Origin of the sequence: Pseudomonas sp. DC1.2 (genome assembly GCF_034351645.1) — a bacterium.
Taxonomy (GTDB): Bacteria; Pseudomonadota; Gammaproteobacteria; order Pseudomonadales; family Pseudomonadaceae; genus Aquipseudomonas.
This window is the reverse complement of record NZ_CP133782.1, coordinates 3,752,301-3,772,103: the sequence shown is the minus strand read 5'-3', so window position 1 is coordinate 3,772,103 and position 19,803 is coordinate 3,752,301. Positions and strand designations below refer to the sequence as shown.

7 protein-coding genes are annotated in these 19,803 nt (G+C 60.7%); 4 read left to right on the top strand and 3 right to left on the bottom strand.

Features of this window, described 5'->3' with window-relative positions; all coding sequences use genetic code 11:
* Window position 1: 1 nt before the first annotated feature.
* Both RHM68_RS16850 and RHM68_RS16845 read right to left on the bottom strand, forming a co-directional pair.
* On the bottom strand, window positions 2–871 hold the full coding sequence (locus RHM68_RS16850; RefSeq protein ID WP_322216817.1) for an SDR family oxidoreductase: 870 nt from the start codon (window positions 869–871) through the stop codon (window positions 2–4).
* Between the two features lie 12 nt (window positions 872–883).
* A complete protein-coding gene (locus tag RHM68_RS16845) occupies window positions 884–2,686 on the bottom strand; it encodes an acyclic terpene utilization AtuA family protein (RefSeq protein WP_322216815.1) in 1,803 nt (600 codons plus the stop codon).
* A gap of 179 nt (window positions 2,687–2,865) precedes the next feature.
* Here RHM68_RS16845 and RHM68_RS16840 point away from each other — a divergent pair, with 179 nt between their 5' ends.
* The 3 genes from RHM68_RS16840 to RHM68_RS16830 all read left to right on the top strand — a co-directional run bounded on the left by RHM68_RS16840 (window position 2,866) and on the right by RHM68_RS16830 (window position 5,487).
* Window positions 2,866–3,492 carry a TetR/AcrR family transcriptional regulator gene (locus tag RHM68_RS16840; RefSeq protein WP_322216813.1) on the top strand — a complete coding sequence of 209 codons (627 nt, stop codon included), beginning with the start codon at window positions 2,866–2,868 and terminating at the stop codon, window positions 3,490–3,492.
* 90 nt (window positions 3,493–3,582) lie between these two features.
* Window positions 3,583–4,377, top strand: a complete 795-nt coding sequence (locus tag RHM68_RS16835; protein ID WP_322216810.1) for an ABC transporter substrate-binding protein — start codon at window positions 3,583–3,585, stop codon at window positions 4,375–4,377.
* A 96-nt stretch (window positions 4,378–4,473) separates the two neighbouring features.
* A complete protein-coding gene (locus RHM68_RS16830) occupies window positions 4,474–5,487 on the top strand; it encodes a GNAT family N-acetyltransferase (RefSeq protein ID WP_322216806.1) in 1,014 nt (337 codons plus the stop codon).
* Window positions 5,488–5,544: 57 nt separating this feature from the next.
* Here the strand turns inward: RHM68_RS16830 and RHM68_RS16825 are convergent, their stop codons facing one another.
* Window positions 5,545–6,093 carry an RNA polymerase factor sigma-70 gene (locus RHM68_RS16825; RefSeq protein ID WP_322216804.1) on the bottom strand — a complete coding sequence of 183 codons (549 nt, stop codon included), beginning with the start codon at window positions 6,091–6,093 and terminating at the stop codon, window positions 5,545–5,547.
* Between the two features lie 382 nt (window positions 6,094–6,475).
* On the opposite strand from RHM68_RS16825, the gene RHM68_RS16820 reads away from it, so the two are divergent.
* Window positions 6,476–19,471 (top strand): non-ribosomal peptide synthetase, encoded by a 12,996-nt coding sequence (locus RHM68_RS16820; protein ID WP_322216801.1) that lies wholly within the window; start codon window positions 6,476–6,478, stop codon window positions 19,469–19,471.
* The last annotated feature ends 332 nt before the right edge of the window (window positions 19,472–19,803 follow it).

Here is a 19,803-nt window from a genome sequence, read left to right as displayed (position 1 = left end):
TCTATTCCTTATCCTTGAGTACATCGGGTAAGTACGCCCGGTGGAAACCGTTGTACGACTCGCTGTTCTGCGCCTTGTGCATTGGCCACGCTCGTCCGCCAAGGCTGGCGGCGCCGTCGATGCGTAAGGTGCTGCCGCTGACAAATGATGCGGCGGGGCTTAGCAGGAAAACGATCGCCGCGCTGACCTCCGACTCGGTGCCGATACGTTTGAGTGGCACGTGTTCGCGCAGGGTCGGGATCACCGCTTTGAACGCGCCTTCGTAAGTGTCCATGCCGCTGGAGGCGATCCAGCCAGGGGCCACCGCGTTGACCCGCACCCCGGCGTAACCCCATTCAAACGCGGCCGTCTTGGTGAAGTTGTCCATGCCGGAGCGTGCCGCGCCCGAATGGCCCATGCCGGGCATGCCGCCCCACATGTCGGCGAGCATGTTGACGATGCTCCCGCCGTGTTTGCTCATGGATTGATTGAACACCTCACGGGCCATCAAAAAGCCGCCCACCAGGTTGGTGCGCAGGACGGTTTCGAAACCTTTCTGATTGATCGAGGCCAGGGGCGAGGGGTATTGGCCGCCGGCGTTGTTCACCAGGCCTTGGATCGGACCGTGCTCGCGGATCAGTTCGCTGACCAGCTGTGTGACCGCGTCTTCCTGACGAATATCGCAGACCCTCCAGTCAGCCTTGCCGCCGTCTTCGGTGATTTCCGCGGCAACGGTTTTCAGCTTCTCGGCCTTGCGCCCGATCAACAGCACATGGGCGCCCAGGGCTGCCAGTTCATGGGCGGTACAGCGCCCGATGCCACTGCCGCCGCCAGTGACAATGATGGTTTGGCCGGCGAACAGGTCCGTTTTGAAAATCGAGTCGTAAGCCATGGCAGCGGTCCTCTAGTTGACCTGGTCGGCGATGCGCTGGGGCACCGGAATCTGTATCTCCAGCAGTTGCTGAGCGAAGGCTTTTCCTTGCGGATCGATTCGCAGGCTGGCCACGCCACCGCCACCGAGGGCGTTTTCCAGCAGAAAGTTCAGGCTGTGAGTGCCGGGTAAATACCAGCGCTCGACCCGTCCGTGAATCGGGTCGAGGACATGGCTCATCCAGTCCACGATCACTTCGGGCGTCAGGGCTTCGGCGATCCATGGCAAATACTCGGGCTGGCGGGCCATGACGCCAATGTTGCTGTGGTTGCCCTTGTCGCCGGAGCGCGCCACGGCGAGTTTGATCAGCGCTACGCTGGCGTCGGCCAGGCCTTGAGGCGTGGGCAGGATGTGGGGCGCCGGCAGGTCATCGGTGTCGAGCGGGTCGAGTTGCGGCAGGGCGCACGGGTGGCACTCCCCGGCAATCTCGACACCCAGGGTGCAAGCGGTTTTGTCGATCAGAAACGAGAACAGTCGTATCAGCGGGTACACTGCCGGCCGGCCGCCGACAATCCCGGTCAGCCCCGGCGCCATCCCGGTGGCGGCCTGGGCGATCTCTCGGGAGAACAGCACCAGCGCCTGTTTGCTCGGATGACGCACGGCGAGCTTGATCACCACTTCACGGCTGTCCTGGCGCTGGCCGTGTGGACCATAGGTCGCCTCGCTGCCCAGCAGTTCGATGTTCACTTCGCTGTAGGGCGCCCAGCCGCGCTGGCGGAACATTTCGGAGGTCTTATTGATGATCGCCTGGCTGACCCGCCGTGCTTTGGCGACAGCGTCGATCCCGGCGATCAGGCAACTGGCGGTGCAGCGAAAACCGTCCAGGTACGTCGCACTGACTTTGTACTGATCGGTCGGCGACAAGCCTTTTGCGCCGTGTACCTGGACCGCGTTTTTACCCTGCTGTTGAAGTATTACCTGGCTGAAGTCGCAGATGACATCGGGCAGCCGATAAGCCCGTGGGTCGCCGATTTCATACAGCAATTGCTCGCCGACGGTCAGGGGCGTGACCAATCCACCGCTACCGTCCGGCTTGCTGACAATGAACTGGCTGTCGGCGCTGACTTCGACGATGGGGAAACCAATGTGCTCGTAATCGTGTACGTCGCGCCAGTCGGTGAAATTACCGCCGGTACATTGGGCGCCACACTCGATGATGTGCCCGGCGAGTGCCGCCTGGGCCAGTTTGTCGTAATCGTGCCAAGACCAGCCGAACTCATGCACCAGCGCTGCACTGACCACGGCGCTGTCGACCACCCGCCCGGTGATGACAATGTCAGCGCCCAGGCGCAGGGCTTCGACGATGCCCGGTGCGCCGAGGTAGGCATTGGTCGAGACACACATCGGCGGCAAGGGCGCGCCGCTGAACATTTCCTGGACCCCTTGGCGGTTCAGGGTTTTGAGCGTCGGTTGTAAGTCATCGCCCAGCAGTACCGCGATCTTCAACGCGACACCGGCCTTGTCGCAGGCCACTTGCAGCGCGGCGGCACAGGCCTGCGGGTTGACACCGCCGGCGTTGCTGATAACGCGGATTTTCCGTTCGTCGATCTGGGTGAGCAGCGGCCCAAGGACTTCAACGAAGTCCTTGGCATAGCCCGCCTGTGGCTCCTTCATTCGCGCACCGGCCATGATCGACATCGTGATTTCGGCCAAATAATCGAACACCAGATAGTCCAGTCGCCCGCCGTCCACTAACTGCGCGGCGGCGGTCGAGGTGTCGCCCCAAAAAGCGCTGGCGCAACCGATGCGAATTTTTTTTGGCGCAGTCCATTCCATAACCACCTCCGACAGAAGTGCGTCGAGACTACCAAGCAAGCGCTTGGTTTGTAAACGCCTGAAATATCTTCATCCCGAGCGCTTGCTTGGTCGCCTTCGCCAGCTTAAATTGCCCGCGCAGCCCAGATGTTTTAACGCTGGGGCAGCGCTTTTGACTGATCGACTGTAGGAGATAACGGGTGGACGAGCAAAAAGCCCTGAGGGTGATGCGCGAATTGGTCGATAGCGGCCAATTGACCGACCCGGACAGCGCCCGCGGCAAACTGCTGCAAGTGGCGGCTCACTTGTTCCGTAATAAAGGCTATGAACGTACCACCGTGCGCGATCTGGCCGGCGCTGTGGGTATTCAGTCAGGCAGTATTTTTCATCACTTTAAAAGCAAGGACGAGATCTTGCGGGCTGTGATGGAGGAAACCATTCGCTACAACACGGCGTTGATGCACGCGGCGCTGGGCGATGCCAATACCGTTCGCGAACGAGTGCTGGCGCTGATTCGCTGTGAGTTGCAGTCGATCATGGGCGGCAGTGGCGAGGCCATGGCGGTGTTGGTTTACGAATGGCGTTCGCTGTCAGTAGAAGGACAAACCAGGGTGTTGGCGCTGCGCGATATGTATGAAGAAATCTGGCTACAGGTGCTGGGTGAGGCCAAGGAGGCCGGATTTATTCGCGGTGACGTGTTCATCACTCGACGTTTCCTGACGGGCGCCTTGTCCTGGACCACTACCTGGTTTCGGGCCGATGGCAGCATGAGTCTCGATCAATTGGCCGATGAAGCGTTGATTCTTGTGCTGGAAAAAAACCCTTGAGCCGTCTATCTCCGCTTGAAACTGGCTAAGTCGGCGAAACCGCCTAGCTTGAATGCATTGATGAGTATTTTTCTGGAGTAGTTTGTTTTGATGTCTTTGCCAAGTCGTCCGCTCGTTGGGTATTTGCTGGCTGCGCTTACCGCGCTGTGGGGATTGCCCTCCCAGGCCGCGCAACTGGTGCGAGTAGGCGCCGCGCATTTTCCGCCCTACACCGTGCGTCCCGAGTCTGGTGCCGATACAGGGCTGCTTCCCCAGTTAGTGGACGCCTTGAATCAGTTGCAAAACGACTATCAATTTGTGCTCGTGCCGACTTCCATTCCACGGCGTTTCGGTGACTTCCAGCAAGGCCGAGTGGACATGGCCATCTTCGAGAACCCCGATTGGGGCTGGAAGGACATTCCCCATACCAGCGTCGATATGGGTCTGGAAGACGCAGAGATTTTTGTCGCACAACGCGAGGCCGATCGCCGGGAGAGTTACTTTGCCGACCTCACAGGTAAGCGCCTGGCGCTGTTCAGCGGCTATCACTATGAGTTCGCCAACTTCAATGCCGATCCTAAATTTCTCACACAGAACTACAACGCCACGTTGACCTATTCCCATGACAGCAACCTCTTGATGGTCCTGCGCGGGCGCGCCGATATTGCACTGGTCACCCGCTCTTACTTGAGCGATTACCTGTTGCGTAACAATAAGGTCGGCGATCAGTTGCTGGTGTCCCAGCGTGTCGATCAGATCTATCACCACTACGCCCTGATTCGCCCGACGGCGCCCATCAGTGGCGAGGCATTTGGGAAATTGCTGCAAGGGTTGCGGGACAACGGACAGATATTGAAAATTTTCCAGCCGTACAAGATTGCCGTGGTGCCTGTACCCAAGGCCTGAGACCTGTCTCAGATCGCGCTGCCGACTTTTCTTAAATTTTCCGCTGCGGCTCACGTCACCTCGTTGAACTGTCGACGATTACCGTGAGCGCGAACCATGTCCGATCTGAACTACCTGAGCGTCCTGACCTTGCCGTCGGGACGCCGCCTTGGCGCCGAAAAAACTCAAAGCCGTCTGCATCTCAGTCTGGAAGGGCAGCCGCTGGTCGATCTGCACCTGAGCGGTGAGCCTGAGTGGCAAGTGCAGGTGGCGCAGAGCTTCGGCCATCCTGAAGACCTGACGATTTGGTCGACCTGCTATTGGCTGTTTGCTCATGACCGGGAGTGCCAGCATCTGGATTGGCGCCTTGACGAGGCTCCCACCGAAGCCTTGCTCAGCGGTCTGCTCATCCCAACCGAGGGCGTGGGTGAGTATCGCTGCGAGCGCACATTGTTCTGGCAGTTGCCGCAACCCTGGCTGGGCCCCTTGATCACTGGCAACTACCCGCAGCAAAGGGTCATCAGTGGCGGCAAGGGTCATCCGCTGCGCCCGGTCAAGCCACGAGGCGAAGTCTACCGCCGTTTCGATACGCGACTCGGTGCGTGGGTGTCCTTGCGCACGGTGGATATCGAGCAGGATCTGGAGCGTTTCAATCGCTGGCAGAACAGCCCGCGAGTCGCGAGTTTCTGGGCGGAAGAGGGCAGTCTGGAAAAGCATCGTGAGTACCTGAGCACACTGGCTGCCGACCCGCATACCTTGATGCTGATCGGTTGTTTCGATGATCAGCCGTTTGCCTACTTTGAGGCCTACTGGGTCAAGGAAGATCGCCTCGCACCGTTCTATGACGCCGGTGATTACGACCGCGGTATTCACATGCTGGTGGGCGAAGAAACTCACCGTGGCCCACACAAGGTCGCGAGCTGGTTATCGGCGTTAGTGCATTACCTGTTTCTCGACGATTCGCGCACGCAGCGCGTAGTGGCCGAGCCTCGCGCTGACAACGCGAGGATGATCGGGCATCTGCACAACCAGTGTTTTCATTGCGAGAAAGAATTCGACTTCCCGCACAAGCGCGCCGCGTTGATGGTACTGGGACGTGAGCGGTTTTTTGATCGGTGCCCGTTGGCATGAAGAGTCGGACTCAAGGTTCGTTGCGATCTTGAGTCCGCTTGCGCAGGGTTTCCGATTTTAGCGACGAGCAAACGTATCCGCACGACTGCCCGACACTTTGCGGCAATGCACCAGCGCATCGCGAATCATGAAGTTCACCAGGGTCGGTGAAACACCTAGCTCCTTGGCGATGTCCTTTTGCGGCACGCCGTGCAAACGGTACATCTCGAAGGCATAGCGGGTACGGCTGGGCAGCTCGGTCAGCGCGTCGGCGATGTGTTCCAGCGTCGAAAAATTGATGTGTGAAATTTCCGGCGATGCGCCTTGTATGACCACGTTCAGACCTTCCTCTTCGGGGCCCGAATATTTCTGTTCCAGTGCCTGCTTGCGGTAGTGATCAATCGCCAGATTACGCACGATCTGGAACAGATAACTGAGCTGCGCCTTGATCGAAGAGGTGATCTGCGGCGCCGACTGCAACCGGAAGAACGCATCCTGCACCACGTCCTCGGCACGTGAGCGGCAGCCGGTAATGCGCGCTGCAATTTTGACCAGGATCAGCCGATTGTCGACGAAGGCTTGAAGTAGCGGTGAATCGCACCTGCTTGTGGATACTTGTTCCGTCATGGAAATCACCTTGCTGCAATTAGGGTTGTGGGACGACAAACGTCAGGGGGGCGCCCCACACATCGAGCGACAAATTATGTTGAATGATAATGATTGTCAATTGAGAAAGAGAATTAATGCTCTATAAAAGAGCGAAGTGTGTACTGCGCCACATTGACGCACTGTCGGCGCAGAGATCCTTCGGCGTTGCAGCTTGGCGACTAATTATTTCAGCAGGTCATCCGTTCTCATTGGTGAATGGTTGCGGCTGCATTGTGCCGCCAACACCCGTATTCCCAATGCCTTGCGCGGTCGGCGAAGACCGTGTCCTTCACGCCATCAGTGCGGCGTGCGGGCCGAAAACCGATTCCAACTTGCAAGCCGAATTCAGGCAGGAAAACTCATGACCGACGCGTTCGAACTCCCCAGCACCCTGGTCCAAGCCCTTCAGCGCCGCGCGGCCCTGACGCCGGATCGGGTGGCCTTGCGTTTCCTCGCCGAAACCCAGGAGCAAACTGTGGTGCTCAGTTATCGCGAGCTCGATGAGCGAGCGCGAACCATTGCGGGTGCCTTGCAGGCCGAGGCTGAGTTCGGCGATCGCGCGGTCCTGCTGTTTCCCAGCGGTGCGGATTACGTCGCGGCGTTTTTCGGTTGCCTGTATGCCGGTGTGATCGCGGTGCCGGCCTATCCGCCGGAATCGACGCGTCGCCATCACCAGGAACGTCTGCTGTCGATCATTGCCGACGCGCAACCCCGCTTGCTGCTGACCAGCGCCGACCTGCGCGATGATTTGCTGCACATCGAAGGTGCGCCGCCACTGCTCTGCGTCGATACCCTCGACCGCGCGCTCGCTGCGCGCTGGGTCGCGCCGAACCTTGCTGACGATCACATTGCCTTCCTGCAATACACTTCCGGCTCCACTGCGTTGCCTAAAGGCGTGCAAGTCAGTCATGGCAACCTGGTTGCCAACGAACGGCTGATCCGCCACGGTTTCGGGATTGATCTGAACCCGAACGATGTGATCGTCAGTTGGTTGCCGCTTTACCACGACATGGGCCTGATCGGTGGGTTGTTACAACCGATTTTCAGCGGCGTCCCGTGCGTATTGATGTCCCCGGCTTACTTCCTCGGTCGGCCGTTGCGCTGGCTGGAAGCGATCAGCGAATACGGCGGCACCATCAGCGGTGGGCCGGACTTCGCCTATCGACTGTGCAGCGAACGGGTCAGCGAGGCCGCCCTGGAACGCCTTGACCTGAGCGGCTGGCGGGTGGCGTATTCCGGTTCCGAACCTATTCGCCTAGACACCCTTGAGCGCTTCGCTGAAAAGTTTGCCGTGTGTGGTTTCACCCCGGACAACTTCATGGCGTCTTACGGCTTGGCTGAGGCCACGTTATTTGTGGCGGGCAGTCCTCGCGGTCGGGGTATCCCGGTCTTGCGCGTAGACGATCAGGCGCTGGCGCACAACCGTGTCGAAGCGGGCGAGGGCAGCGCGATCATGAGCTGCGGTATCAGTCAGCCGGATCACGCGGTGCTGATAGTCGATCCGGTCGCACTCAGTGAACTTGCCGACAATGCTGTCGGCGAAGTATGGGCGGCCGGGCCAAGCATCGCCTGCGGTTATTGGCGCAACCCCGAGGCCAGCGCCGCGACGTTTGTCCAGCACGCGGGCCGTACCTGGTTGCGCACCGGCGACCTGGGGTTTTTACGCGATGGCGAACTGTTCATCACCGGACGCCTGAAAGACCTGCTGATCGTTCGCGGTCACAACCTCTACCCGCAGGACATCGAGCGGACCATCGAACGTGACGTCGAGGTGGTGCGCAAAGGCCGTGTCGCCGCGTTCGCCGTCTGCATCGACGGCCAGGAGGGCATCGGCATTGCAGCGGAAATTAGCCGCAGCGTGCAGAAAGTTCTTGCGCCCGAGGCGCTGATCAATGCCATCCGCCAAGTGGTAGCCGAGGCGTATCAGGAGGCGCCAAGCGTGGTGGTGCTGCTAAACCCAGGGGCGCTGCCGAAGACCTCCAGCGGTAAATTGCAACGCTCGGCGTGTCGCAATCGGCTGGCAGACGGTAGCCTCGACAGTTACGCACGGTTCCCATCGGCCATTGCCGAGCACGACGCACCAACTGAATCCGGTTCGGAGTTGCAACGCCTGATCGGGCAGATCTGGGGTGAGCAACTTAGCGTTAAACAGATTAACGCCGACGACCACTTCTTCCTGCTCGGCGGCAACTCCATCGCCGCCACGCAAGTGGTCGCACGCTTGCGTGACGCACTCAACCTTGAGCTGAACCTGCGCCTGCTGTTCGAAGCCCCTACCCTCGGCGCCTTCGCCGAGGCCGTCGCTCGGCTGCAACAGGAAGGCGGCGTCGCCCAGAGCGCGATCACCGCGCTGCCACGCACCCACGCGCTAGCGCAATCCCTTGCCCAAAACCGTCTGTGGATCACCTGGCAACTCGACCCACAGAGCAGCGCCTATAACATCCCTGGCGCGTTACGCCTGCGCGGCGAACTTAACGAAGATGCGTTGCGCTGCAGTTTCCAACAGCTGATTGAACGCCACGAATCCTTGCGCACGCGGTTCTTCGAGCGTGATGGCGTGGCGTTGCAACAGGTTGATGCTCGGGCTGAATTCAACCTGCAAGTGATCGACATCAGTGACCTGCCAGGCGCTGAGCGTGAAGCCCGTGCGCAGCAGATTCGTGAGGATGAGGCGCGCAGACAGTTTGATCTGGAGCAAGGCCCGCTGCTGTGGGTGACGTGCGTGCGCCTGGACGACGAAGAGCACCAACTGCTGGTGACAATGCATCACATCATCGCCGACGGCTGGTCGCTGAATGTGTTGATCGACGAGTTCTCGCGCCTATACGCCGCGGCTTCCCAAGGCCAGACCGCCAGCCTTGCAGCCTTGCCAACCCAGTACGCCGACTATGGCAGTTGGCAGCGTCAATGGCTGGCACAAGGCGAGGGCGAGCGCCAACTGGCGTACTGGAAAGCGCAGTTGGGGAACGAACATCCGACGTTGAACCTGGCCACCGACAGCGCGCGCTCGGCACTGCGCACCCGCCGCGCTGCCCGGCATAGTCTGCGATTGAGTGCGGGCCTGAGCGAGGCGGTCCACCAGACCGCCCAGGCTCATCAGGCGACGTCTTTCATGCTGTTGCTCGCGGCATTCCAGGCGCTGCTCCATCGCTACAGCGGCCAGCGCGACATTCGCATTGGCGTGCCGAATGCCAACCGTCCGCGTTTGGAAACCCAGGGGCTGATTGGCTTTTTCATCAACACCCACGTGTTACGTGCCGAGGTTGATTCACGGTTGCCATTTGCTGAGTTGCTGGCGCAAGCCCGCCACGCAGCGTTAGGCGCGCAAGCACATCAGGACTTGCCGTTCGAACAACTGCTCGAGGCCTTCGCGCAAGCTCGCGAGTCTGGCTTGTTCCAAGTCATGTTTAACCACCAGCAACGTGACTTGAGTGCGCTGCGTCGGTTGCCGGGGTTGCTCGCCGAAGAACTGCCTTGGCACAGCCGCGAAGCCAAATTCGACCTGCAACTGCACAGCGAAGAAGATCGAAAAGGGCGCCTGACGTTGTCGTTCGACTACGCCAGCGAATTGTTCGAAGACGCGACGATCAAGCGCCTGGCCGAGCATTTCACTAACCTGTTGCGCGAAGTCTGCGAACGTCCGCAGCAAGCCATTGGCGACCTGCAACTGCTGACCTCAGGCGAGCACGATCAGCAAGCCTCATGGAGCGAAGCACCCTGCACGCCCGCCAGCCAATGGCTGCCAGAACTGCTCAATGAGCAATTGCGTCTGACCCCGCAGGCCACAGCGCTGATCTGGGACGGCGGCCAGCTGGACTTCGCTGAACTGCACACCCAAGCCAACCGCTTGGCGCATTACCTGCGCGACAAAGGCGTCGGTCCGGATGTCTGCGTGGCCATTGCCGCCGAGCGTTCGCCGCAACTGCTGATTGGCTTGCTGGCAATCATCAAAGCGGGGGGCGCCTACGTCCCGCTGGACCCCGACTACCCGGCCGAACGCCTGGCTTATATGCTTCGCGACAGCGGCGTCGAATTGCTGTTGACGCAAACCGCGTTGCTCGAGCGCTTGCCGGTCACCAAGGGTGTCAGCGTGATCGCCATGGACACCCTGCACCTGGAAAACTGGCCGAGCCAGCCGCCGGGGTTGCACCTGCACGGTGACAACCTCGCCTACGTGATTTATACCTCGGGCTCGACCGGCCAGCCGAAAGGCGTCGGCAACACTCACGCCGCCCTCGCCGAACGCCTGCAATGGATGCAGAACACCTACCGGTTGAATGAAACCGACGTGTTGATGCAAAAAGCCCCGATCAGTTTCGATGTGTCGGTGTGGGAATGCTTCTGGCCGCTGATCACCGGCGCGCGTTTGCTGATGGTCGAACCGGGTGAACACCGCGATCCGCATCGCATCGCACAGCGTGTTCAGCAGTACGGCGTGACCACGTTGCACTTTGTGCCGCCCCTGTTGGCGCTGTTCATCGAAGAACCGCTGACTGGCGAATGCACCAGCTTGCGCCGCCTATTCTCCGGTGGCGAAGCCTTGCCCGCCGAACTGCGCAACCGCGTGCTGGAACAACTGCCGGCGGTGCAATTGCACAACCGCTACGGTCCGACGGAAACTGCGATCAACGTCACGCATTGGCATTGCACCCTGGCTGATGGCGAGCGCTCGCCGATTGGCCGGCCATTGACTAACGTTATCTGCCGAGTGCTCGACACCGACCTCAATCCAGTTCCGGTCGGCGTGCCGGGGGAGCTGTGCATCAGCGGCATTGGCCTGGCCCGGGGTTACCTCGGGCGTCCGTCTCTGACTGCCGAACGCTTTATCGCCGACCCATTGGGCGAGCAGGGCGCTCGTTTGTACCGCACCGGCGACCGTGTGCGCTGGACCGCCGACGGTGTAATCGAATACCTCGGCCGCCTCGACCAGCAGATCAAGCTGCGTGGCTTGCGGGTTGAGCCGGAAGAAATCGAAGCGCGGCTGCTGGCTCAGCACGGTGTTGCGCAAGCCGTGGTGCTGTTGCGCGAAACAGCCGCTGGCGGTCAGTTGATCGGTTACTACACCGCCACCGACTCAACCGAAACTGAAGACGCGCAAACCGCGCGCCTGAAAACCGCACTGGCCGCCGAGCTGCCTGAGTACATGGTCCCGGCGCAGCTCATGCGTCTGGATGAGATGCCTCTGAGCCCCAGCGGAAAACTTGACCGCCGGGCCTTGCCGGAACCGCAGTGGCAGGTTCGTGAGCACGTTGAGCCGGTCACTCAACTGGAGCAACAAATCGCCGGCATCTGGCGTGAAGTGCTGGGCCAAAACCAGATCGGTATGCGCGATGATTTCTTCGCCCTCGGCGGTCATTCGCTTCTGGCCACGCAAATCATCTCTCGCACCCGTCAGGCCTGCGATGTCGAATTACCCCTGCGGGCGCTGTTCGAAAACAGCGAGCTGGGTGCGTTCGCCGAACAGGTCAGATTGATCCAGGTCAGCGGCCAAACCAACCAACAGCCGGCCATAGAGCGTGTTGATCGCAGCCAACCGGTGCCGCTGTCCTATTCCCAGCAGCGCATGTGGTTCCTCTGGCAGATGGAGCCGCACAGCCCGGCCTACAACGTCGGCGGCATGGCGCGGCTGCGCGGAGTGCTAGACGTCGGGTGCTTCGACGCGGCGCTGCAAGCGCTGATCGTCCGTCACGAAACCCTGCGAACCACGTTCCCGAGCGTCGATGGCGTGGCGCGACAACAGGTGCAGGCTGAAACCCGCCTGCGCATGCAGTGGAAAGACGTGACCGCGCTGGATGCCGATGGCCGTCAGCGACAGGTTCAGCAACTGGCCGATGACCAAGCGCATAAGCCCTTTGATTTGGAAACCGGTCCGCTGTTGCGCGTTTGTCTGGTCAAAACCGGCGAGCAGGAACACTACTTGGTGCTGACGTTGCACCACATCGTGACCGAAGGCTGGGCGATGGATATTTTCGCTCGTGAGCTGAGCGCGCTCTATGAAGCCTTTGTCGATGACCGCGAATCGCCGCTGCCACCGCTGCCGGTGCAGTACCTGGATTACAGCGTCTGGCAGCGTCAGTGGCTTGAGTCCGGTGAGCGTCAGCGCCAGCTCGACTACTGGACGGCGCAGTTGGGGCGCGAACATCCGCTGCTCGAATTGCCCTCCGACCGCCCACGCCCGCCGGTACAAAGTCATCAGGGTGAACTGTTTCGTTTCGACCTCAGCGATGACCTCGCGGCCCGTGTTCGTGCTTTCAACGCACAAAACGGTCTGACGTTGTTCATGACCATGACCGCCACCCTGGCCGTGCTGCTTTACCGTTACAGCGGCCAGACTGACCTGCGGATCGGCGCACCTGTCGCCAACCGCATTCGTCCAGAAAGCGAAGGGCTGATCGGGGCGTTTCTCAACACCCAAGTGCTGCGTTGTCAGCTCGACGGACACATGTCGGTGGGTGAGTTGTTCGAGCAGGTTCGCCACACCGTGATCGAAGGCCAGTCTCATCAGGACCTGCCGTTTGACCATTTGGTAGAAGCGTTACAGCCACCGCGTAGCGCCGCGTACAACCCGTTGTTCCAGGTGATGTGCAACGTCCAGCGCTGGGAATTCCAGCAGCGCCGCACCTTGGCCGGGATGACGGTTGAGTACTTGGCCAACGATGCCCGGGCGACCAAGTTCGACCTCAACCTGGAAGTCACCGACCTCGATCATCGCCTCGGCTGCTGCCTGACGTACAGCACTGACCTGTTTGACGAGCCGCGCATCGCACGGATGGCCGGTCATTGGCGCAATCTGCTGGAAGCCTTACTGGCCGATCCGCAGCAACGCCTCAGCGAGCTGCCGTTGCTCGACGCCTCGGAGCAGCAAACGCTGCTGGACAGCCTCGGCGTCGAACCGGGTGAACATCGTCTGGACCAGTGCATTCATCATCTGTTCAGCGAGCAAGCGCTGGCGCGCAAAGACGCGCCGGCCCTGACTTTCGCCGGGCATACCCTGAGCTACGCCGAACTCGACAGCCGTGCCAATCGCCTGGCCTGGATGCTGCGCGAGCGAGGTGTGGGGCCGCAAGTCCGGGTGGGCCTGGCGCTGGAGCGTTCGCTGGAAATGGTCATCGGCCTGTTGGCGATCCTCAAGGCCGGCGGCGCCTACGTACCGCTGGACCCGGAATACCCACTCGATCGTCTGCATTACATGATCGAAGACAGCGGCATCGGCCTGCTCCTGAGTGACGCCACGATGTTCAAAGCGCTCGGTGAATTGCCCTCGACCGTGGCCCGCTGGTGCCTCGAAGAAGATGCCGCCGAACTGGCTAATTATCCGGCCAGCGAGCTACCTTTTATCAGCCTGGCACAGCATCAGGCGTACCTGATTTACACCTCGGGCTCCACTGGCAAACCAAAAGGCGTGGTGGTCTCCCACGGTGAAATCGCGATGCACTGCCAAGCCGTGATCGAGCGTTTCGGCATGCGCCCGGACGACTGCGAACTGCATTTCTATTCGATCAACTTTGACGCCGCCACCGAACGTTTGTGGGTGCCGTTGTTGAGCGGTGCGCACGTGGTGTTACGCGCTCAAGGTCAGTGGGACGCCGAAGAAATCTGCACTCTGATTCGTCGGCATCACATCAACATCCTCGGCTTCACCCCCAGTTACGGCAGCCAGTTGGCGCAGTGGCTGGCGACCCAAGGCGAAACCCTGCCGGTGCGCATGTGTATTACCGGCGGTGAAGCCCTGACCGGTGAACACTTGGCGCGGATTCGTGCGGTGTTCAAACCGAGCCTGTTCTTTAACGCTTACGGCCCGACTGAAACGGTGGTCATGCCACTGGCCAGTCTGGCTCCCGAAGTCTTGGAAGAAGGCCTCGCCAGTGTGCCGATTGGCAGCGTGATTGGTGCGCGAGTGGCGTATATCCTCGACGCCGATCTGGCCTTGGTGCCGCACGGCGCGACCGGCGAGTTGTACGTCGGCGGCGCAGGCCTGGCGCAGGGTTATCACCAGCGTCCGGGCATGACCGCCGAGCGCTTTGTCGCGGACCCCTTCGCCGTTGGCGGCGGGCGTCTCTACCGCACCGGCGACCTGGTGCGCCAACGTGCCGATGGTCTGGTGGAATACCTCGGACGGATCGACCATCAAGTGAAAATCCGTGGTTTTCGCATCGAACTGGGCGAAATCGAAACCCGGCTGCTGGAACATGAGTCGATTCGTGAAGCCGTGGTTCTGGCGTTGGATACACCTAGCGGTAAACAACTGATTGGCTATCTGCTGACCGACATCGCCGAACGGAACGAAACACAGCAGGCCGCGCTGCGCGAAGTCCTCAAAGCGCAGCTCAAATCGCAACTGCCGGATTACATGGTGCCGACCCACCTTATCCTGCTGGCCAGCATGCCGCTGACCGCCAATGGCAAACTCGACCGTCGCGCACTGCCAGCGCCGGATCTGGAGCTGAACCGTCAGCATTACGTGGCGCCGAGCAATGCGCTTGAGCTGACACTGACCGGGATTTGGTGCGACGTGCTGAACGTGGCGCAGGTCGGCCTCAATGATAATTTCTTCGAGTTGGGCGGTGATTCGATCCTGTCGATCCAAGTGGTCAGCCGTGCGCGGCAGCAGGGTATTCACTTCAGCCCGCGTGACCTGTTCCAGCACCAGACGGTGCAGACGTTGGCCTGCGTGGCGACCCGCACCCAGCAGGTCACCGCTGAACAAGGCTTACTCACCGGTGACTCGCGTTTGACGCCGATCCAACACTGGTTCTTCGACACCGACATCCCCGAGCGCCAGCACTGGAATCAGGCGTTGCTGCTGGAACCGACCGTGACGCTTGAGCCGCATCGCCTGGAGCACGCGCTGCTGGCAGTGATCGAGCAACACGATGCCTTGCGCTTGCGCTTCACCCAAGTTGATGGGCGATGGCACGCCGCGCATCAAGCGGTCAGTAACAGCCCGGTGCTGTGGCAGGTTCGCGTCACGGCGATGGATAAATGCACTGCGCTGTTCGCCGATGCCCAGCGCAGCCTCGACCTTGAGCAAGGCCCGCTGATGCGTGCCTTGCTGATTGAGGGGCCTGAAGGCCAGCAACGGTTGTTTATCGCCATTCACCACGCGGTGGTGGACGGTGTTTCCTGGCGCGTGTTGCTGGACGATCTGCAAACGGTCTACCGTCAGCTGGACGCTCGGCAGTCGGTCAAACTGCCGGCCAAAACCAGTGCATTCAAAGAGTGGGCCGCACGTTTGCAGGCGTATGCCAGCAGCGAATCCTTGCGTGAAGAACTGAGCGGCTGGCAGGCACAACTGGCCGGACCAAGCGCTGAACTGCCGTGCGACCGTCCGCAGGGCGGACAGCAGAATCGTCATGCGCACACCGTCAGTGTGCGGCTGGATGCCGAGCGCACACGCCAATTGCTGCAACAGGCACCGAGCGCTTATCGCACCCAGGTCAATGACCTGCTGCTGACCGCATTGGCCCGGGTGCTGTGCCGCTGGAGTGGTCATGAGTCGACACTGATCCAGCTTGAAGGGCATGGTCGCGAAACTTTGTTCGACGAGATCGACCTGAGCCGCACGGTCGGTTGGTTCACCAGTGCCTACCCGCTGCGCCTGACGCCAGAGAGCGGGCAGGGAGCTTCGATCAAAGCGATCAAAGAACAACTGCGCGCGGTGCCTCACAAAGGCTTGGGGTATGGCGTGCTGCGTTATCTGGCGGATGACCTGTGCCGTCAAACCCTGGCGGCACTGCCGGTAGCGCCGATCACCTTCAACTACCTCGGCCAGTTCGACCAGAGCTTCGGTGCCGACGCGTTGTTGCGCCCACTCGATGAGCCGGTCGGTGCCGCCCATGATCCTCACGCACCGCTGCCCAACGAACTGAGTATCGACAGTCAGGTGTATGGCGGTGAACTGATGCTGCGCTGGACCTTCAGCGCCGAACGTTATGAGGTACAAACCATCACCGATCTGGCCGATGACTACCTCGCTGAGTTGCAGGGGCTGATTGAACATTGCCTCAGCGCCGAGGCGGGCGGGTTGACGCCGTCGGACTTTCCGCTGGCCAAGTTGACCCAGGCGCAACTGGATGCACTGCCGGTGCCAGCGGCGGTTATCGAAGACGTCTACCCGCTGACGCCGATGCAGGAGGGCATGCTACTGCACACCCTGCTTGAGCCGGGCACTGGCCTCTATTACATGCAGGATCGCTATCGCATCAACAGTGAACTCGACCCGCAACGTTTTGCCCACGCCTGGCAAGCAGTGATCGCCCGTCACGAAGCCTTGCGTGCGTCGTTCTGCTGGAACGTGGGCGAAGACATGCTGCAAGTGATCCACAAACCCGGCAGCACACCCATCGAGTACCTCGACTGGACAGCTGTCGCTGAAACGGAGCAAGAGCCGGCATTGCAGGCGTTGCTCAAAAGCGAGCGTGAGGCCGGGTTCGATCTGCTCAACCAGGCACCGTTCCACCTGCGGCTGATCAAGGTCGGCGCGGCACGCTACTGGTTCATGATGAGCAACCACCACATCCTCATCGATGCCTGGTGCCGTTCGCTGTTGATGAATGATTTCTTCGACCTCTACACCGCGCTGGGCGAAGGGCGGGACGCGCAACTGACGGCTGCGCCGCGTTATCGCGATTACATAGGCTGGCTGCAACGCCAAAGTCTGGCCGAGGCGCGGCAGTGGTGGAAAACCAACCTGCAAGGCTTCGAGCGCACCACGCCGATTCCGAGTGACCGACCGTTGCTGCGTGAACACGCGGGTGATAGCGGCGGCATGATCGTCGGCGACCGCTACACACGGCTTGATGCACGGCACGGCGCGCAACTGCGTGAACTGGCCCAGGCTCATCAGTTGACCATCAACACCTTCGCCCAAGCGGCGTGGGCCCTGGTTCTGCGCCGCCTGAGCGGAGATCGTGACGTGCTGTTCGGCGTTACGGTGGCTGGGCGTCCGGTGGACATGCCGCAGATGCAACGCACCGTTGGCCTGTTCATCAACAGTGTCGCGTTGCGGGTAAAAATGCCTGAAGACGATCAGCCGTGCAGTGTTCGTCAGTGGCTTGGCGACTTGCTCGACAGCAACATGCAACTGCGCGAGTACGAATACCTGCCGCTGGTCACGATCCAGGACAGCAGCGAGTTACCCAAGGGGCAGCCCTTGTTCGACAGCCTGTTTGTGTTCGAAAACGCGCCGGTTGAAGTGTCGGTGCTGGACCGTGCGCACAGCCTTAATGCGACCTCGGATTCGGGTCGCACGCACACTAACTTCCCGCTGACGGCCGTCTGCTATCCGGGAGATGACCTTGGTTTACACCTGTCCTACGACCGACGCTACTTTGATGAGTCCAGCGTCGAACGCATGCTCGGTGAGTTCAAACGGTTGCTGCTGGCACTGGTCGAAGGCTTCCATGGCGACATGGCCGACTTGCCGCTGTTGGGGGCCGAGGAACAGGGCTTCCTGATCCATGGTTGCAACCAGAGTGAACATGACTACCCGCTGGCACACAGCTACGTCGAATTGTTCGAGGCCCAGGTGGCCCAGCATCCGCAACGGATCGTCGCCAGTTGCCTGGATCAACAGCACAGCTATGGCGAGCTGAACGGGCGCAGTAACCGTCTCGGTCATGCGTTGCTGGCGGCGGGTGTCGGACCGGATCAACCGGTGGCGTTGCTGGCTGAACGTAACCTCGACTTGCTGGGTATGATCATCGGCAGCTTCAAGGCCGGCGCCGGTTACCTGCCACTGGACCCGAGTCTGCCAAGCCAACGCCTGAGCCGGATCATCGACCTGAGCCGCACGCCGCTACTGGTGTGTACGCAGGCCTGCCGGGAACAGGCTGTTGAATTGCTGGACGCGTTGGGGTGCGCCAATCGGCCTCGCTTGCTGGTCTGGGAAGAGGTGCAGGCGAGCGATGGGTCGCTGCAAAACCCAGGCATCTATAGCGCCCCGAATAACCTGGCCTACGTGATTTACACCTCGGGCTCCACCGGTTTGCCCAAGGGCGTGATGGTCGAGCAGCGCGGCATGCTGAATAACCAGTTGAGCAAGGTGCCTTACCTGAACCTTAGCGGCGCCGATGTGATCGCCCAGACGGCCTCGCAAAGTTTCGATATTTCGGTCTGGCAGTTCCTCGCCGCACCGCTGTTTGGCGCTCGGGTGGACATCGTGCCGAACACCTTCGCCCACGATCCGCAGGGTTTGCTGGCGCACGTTCAGAGTCAGGGCATCACGGTGCTGGAAAGCGTGCCGTCGATGATTCAAGGCATGCTCGCCCAAGACCACATGAGCCTCGACGGTCTGCGCTGGATGCTACCGACCGGTGAAGCAATGCCGCCGGAACTGGCGCAGCAATGGCTGTTGCGCTACCCGGAGATTGGGCTGGTCAACGCCTACGGTCCGGCTGAATGCTCGGACGACGTGGCGTTTTTCCGTGTTGACCTGGCCTCGACACGCGGTAGCTATCTGCCGATAGGTACGCCGACCGACAACAACCGTTTGTACCTGCTCGATGGCGCGCTGGAACTGGTGCCGATGGGCGCCGTGGGCGAGTTGTGTGTCGCCGGCATCGGTGTTGGGCGCGGCTATGTCAGCGATCCGCTGCGCACGGCTCAGGTGTTTGTGCCAAACCCGTTTGGCGCGCCGGGGGACCGTTTGTATCGTACCGGCGACCTTGCCCGGCGGCGCAGTGACGGCGTGCTGGAATATGTCGGTCGCATCGACCACCAAGTAAAGATTCGTGGTTACCGCATCGAATTGGGGGAAATCGAAGCGCGTCTGTATGAGCAACCGGAGGTCCGCGATGCGGCGGTCGGTGTGCAGGAAGGAGCCAACGGTAAGCACTTGGTGGGGTATCTGGTGGGAAGCAGTGGCGCGGCGGATGCGATGCTCAACTTGAGCGAACGACTGGAGGGCATCAAGCAACGCCTGCGTGCCGAACTGCCAGACTACATGGTGCCGCTGCACTGGTTGTGGCTGGACAAGCTGCCGCTCAATGCCAACGGCAAGCTTGATCGCAAGGCGCTACCGACATTGGACATTGGCCAGTTACAAAGCCAGGACTACCTGGCGCCTCGCAACGAGCTGGAGCAGACCCTGGTCGATATCTGGGCGCAGGTGTTGAAGGTGGAGCGGGTCGGCCTCCGCGACAACTTCTTCGAACTCGGCGGTCATTCGCTGCTGGCCACGCAAATCGCCTCGCGCGTGCAAAAAGCCCTGCAACGCAACGTACCCCTGCGCGCAATGTTCGAGTGCAACACGGTGGAGGCGTTGGCCGAGTACATCGATGGGTTGGCCGCCAGTGATATGACTGAAGAGAAGGTCGATCGGTTGAATGATTTGATGGCGCAATTGGAGGGCTTTTAGGGCTTGAGCGTCACAGAGGTCGCTTGCTGACTGCGCGCCTACGCCGTCCTGTGGACACAGGTTCGGGGTGGGCGCGGGGCTGCTTGCGCGGGGGAACGGGTGTTTCTTCATTCAACTAATCGACTCGATGTCCAGCGTATAAGGCGCCCCCACGTTATGGCCGTAGATCGAAGCGATCAGGTCGTCGTCGGCGTGTTTGGGCGCCGTCAGATGGGGGATTGATTGAGTGCATCGGTGCGGGGGCGGCGATTGACTTCATCGATGAAAGGGCCGGTACAGACACCTCAACGGTTGACGGAAGATCCTCATCGGCTCAGTCTGCCAAAGCTTTT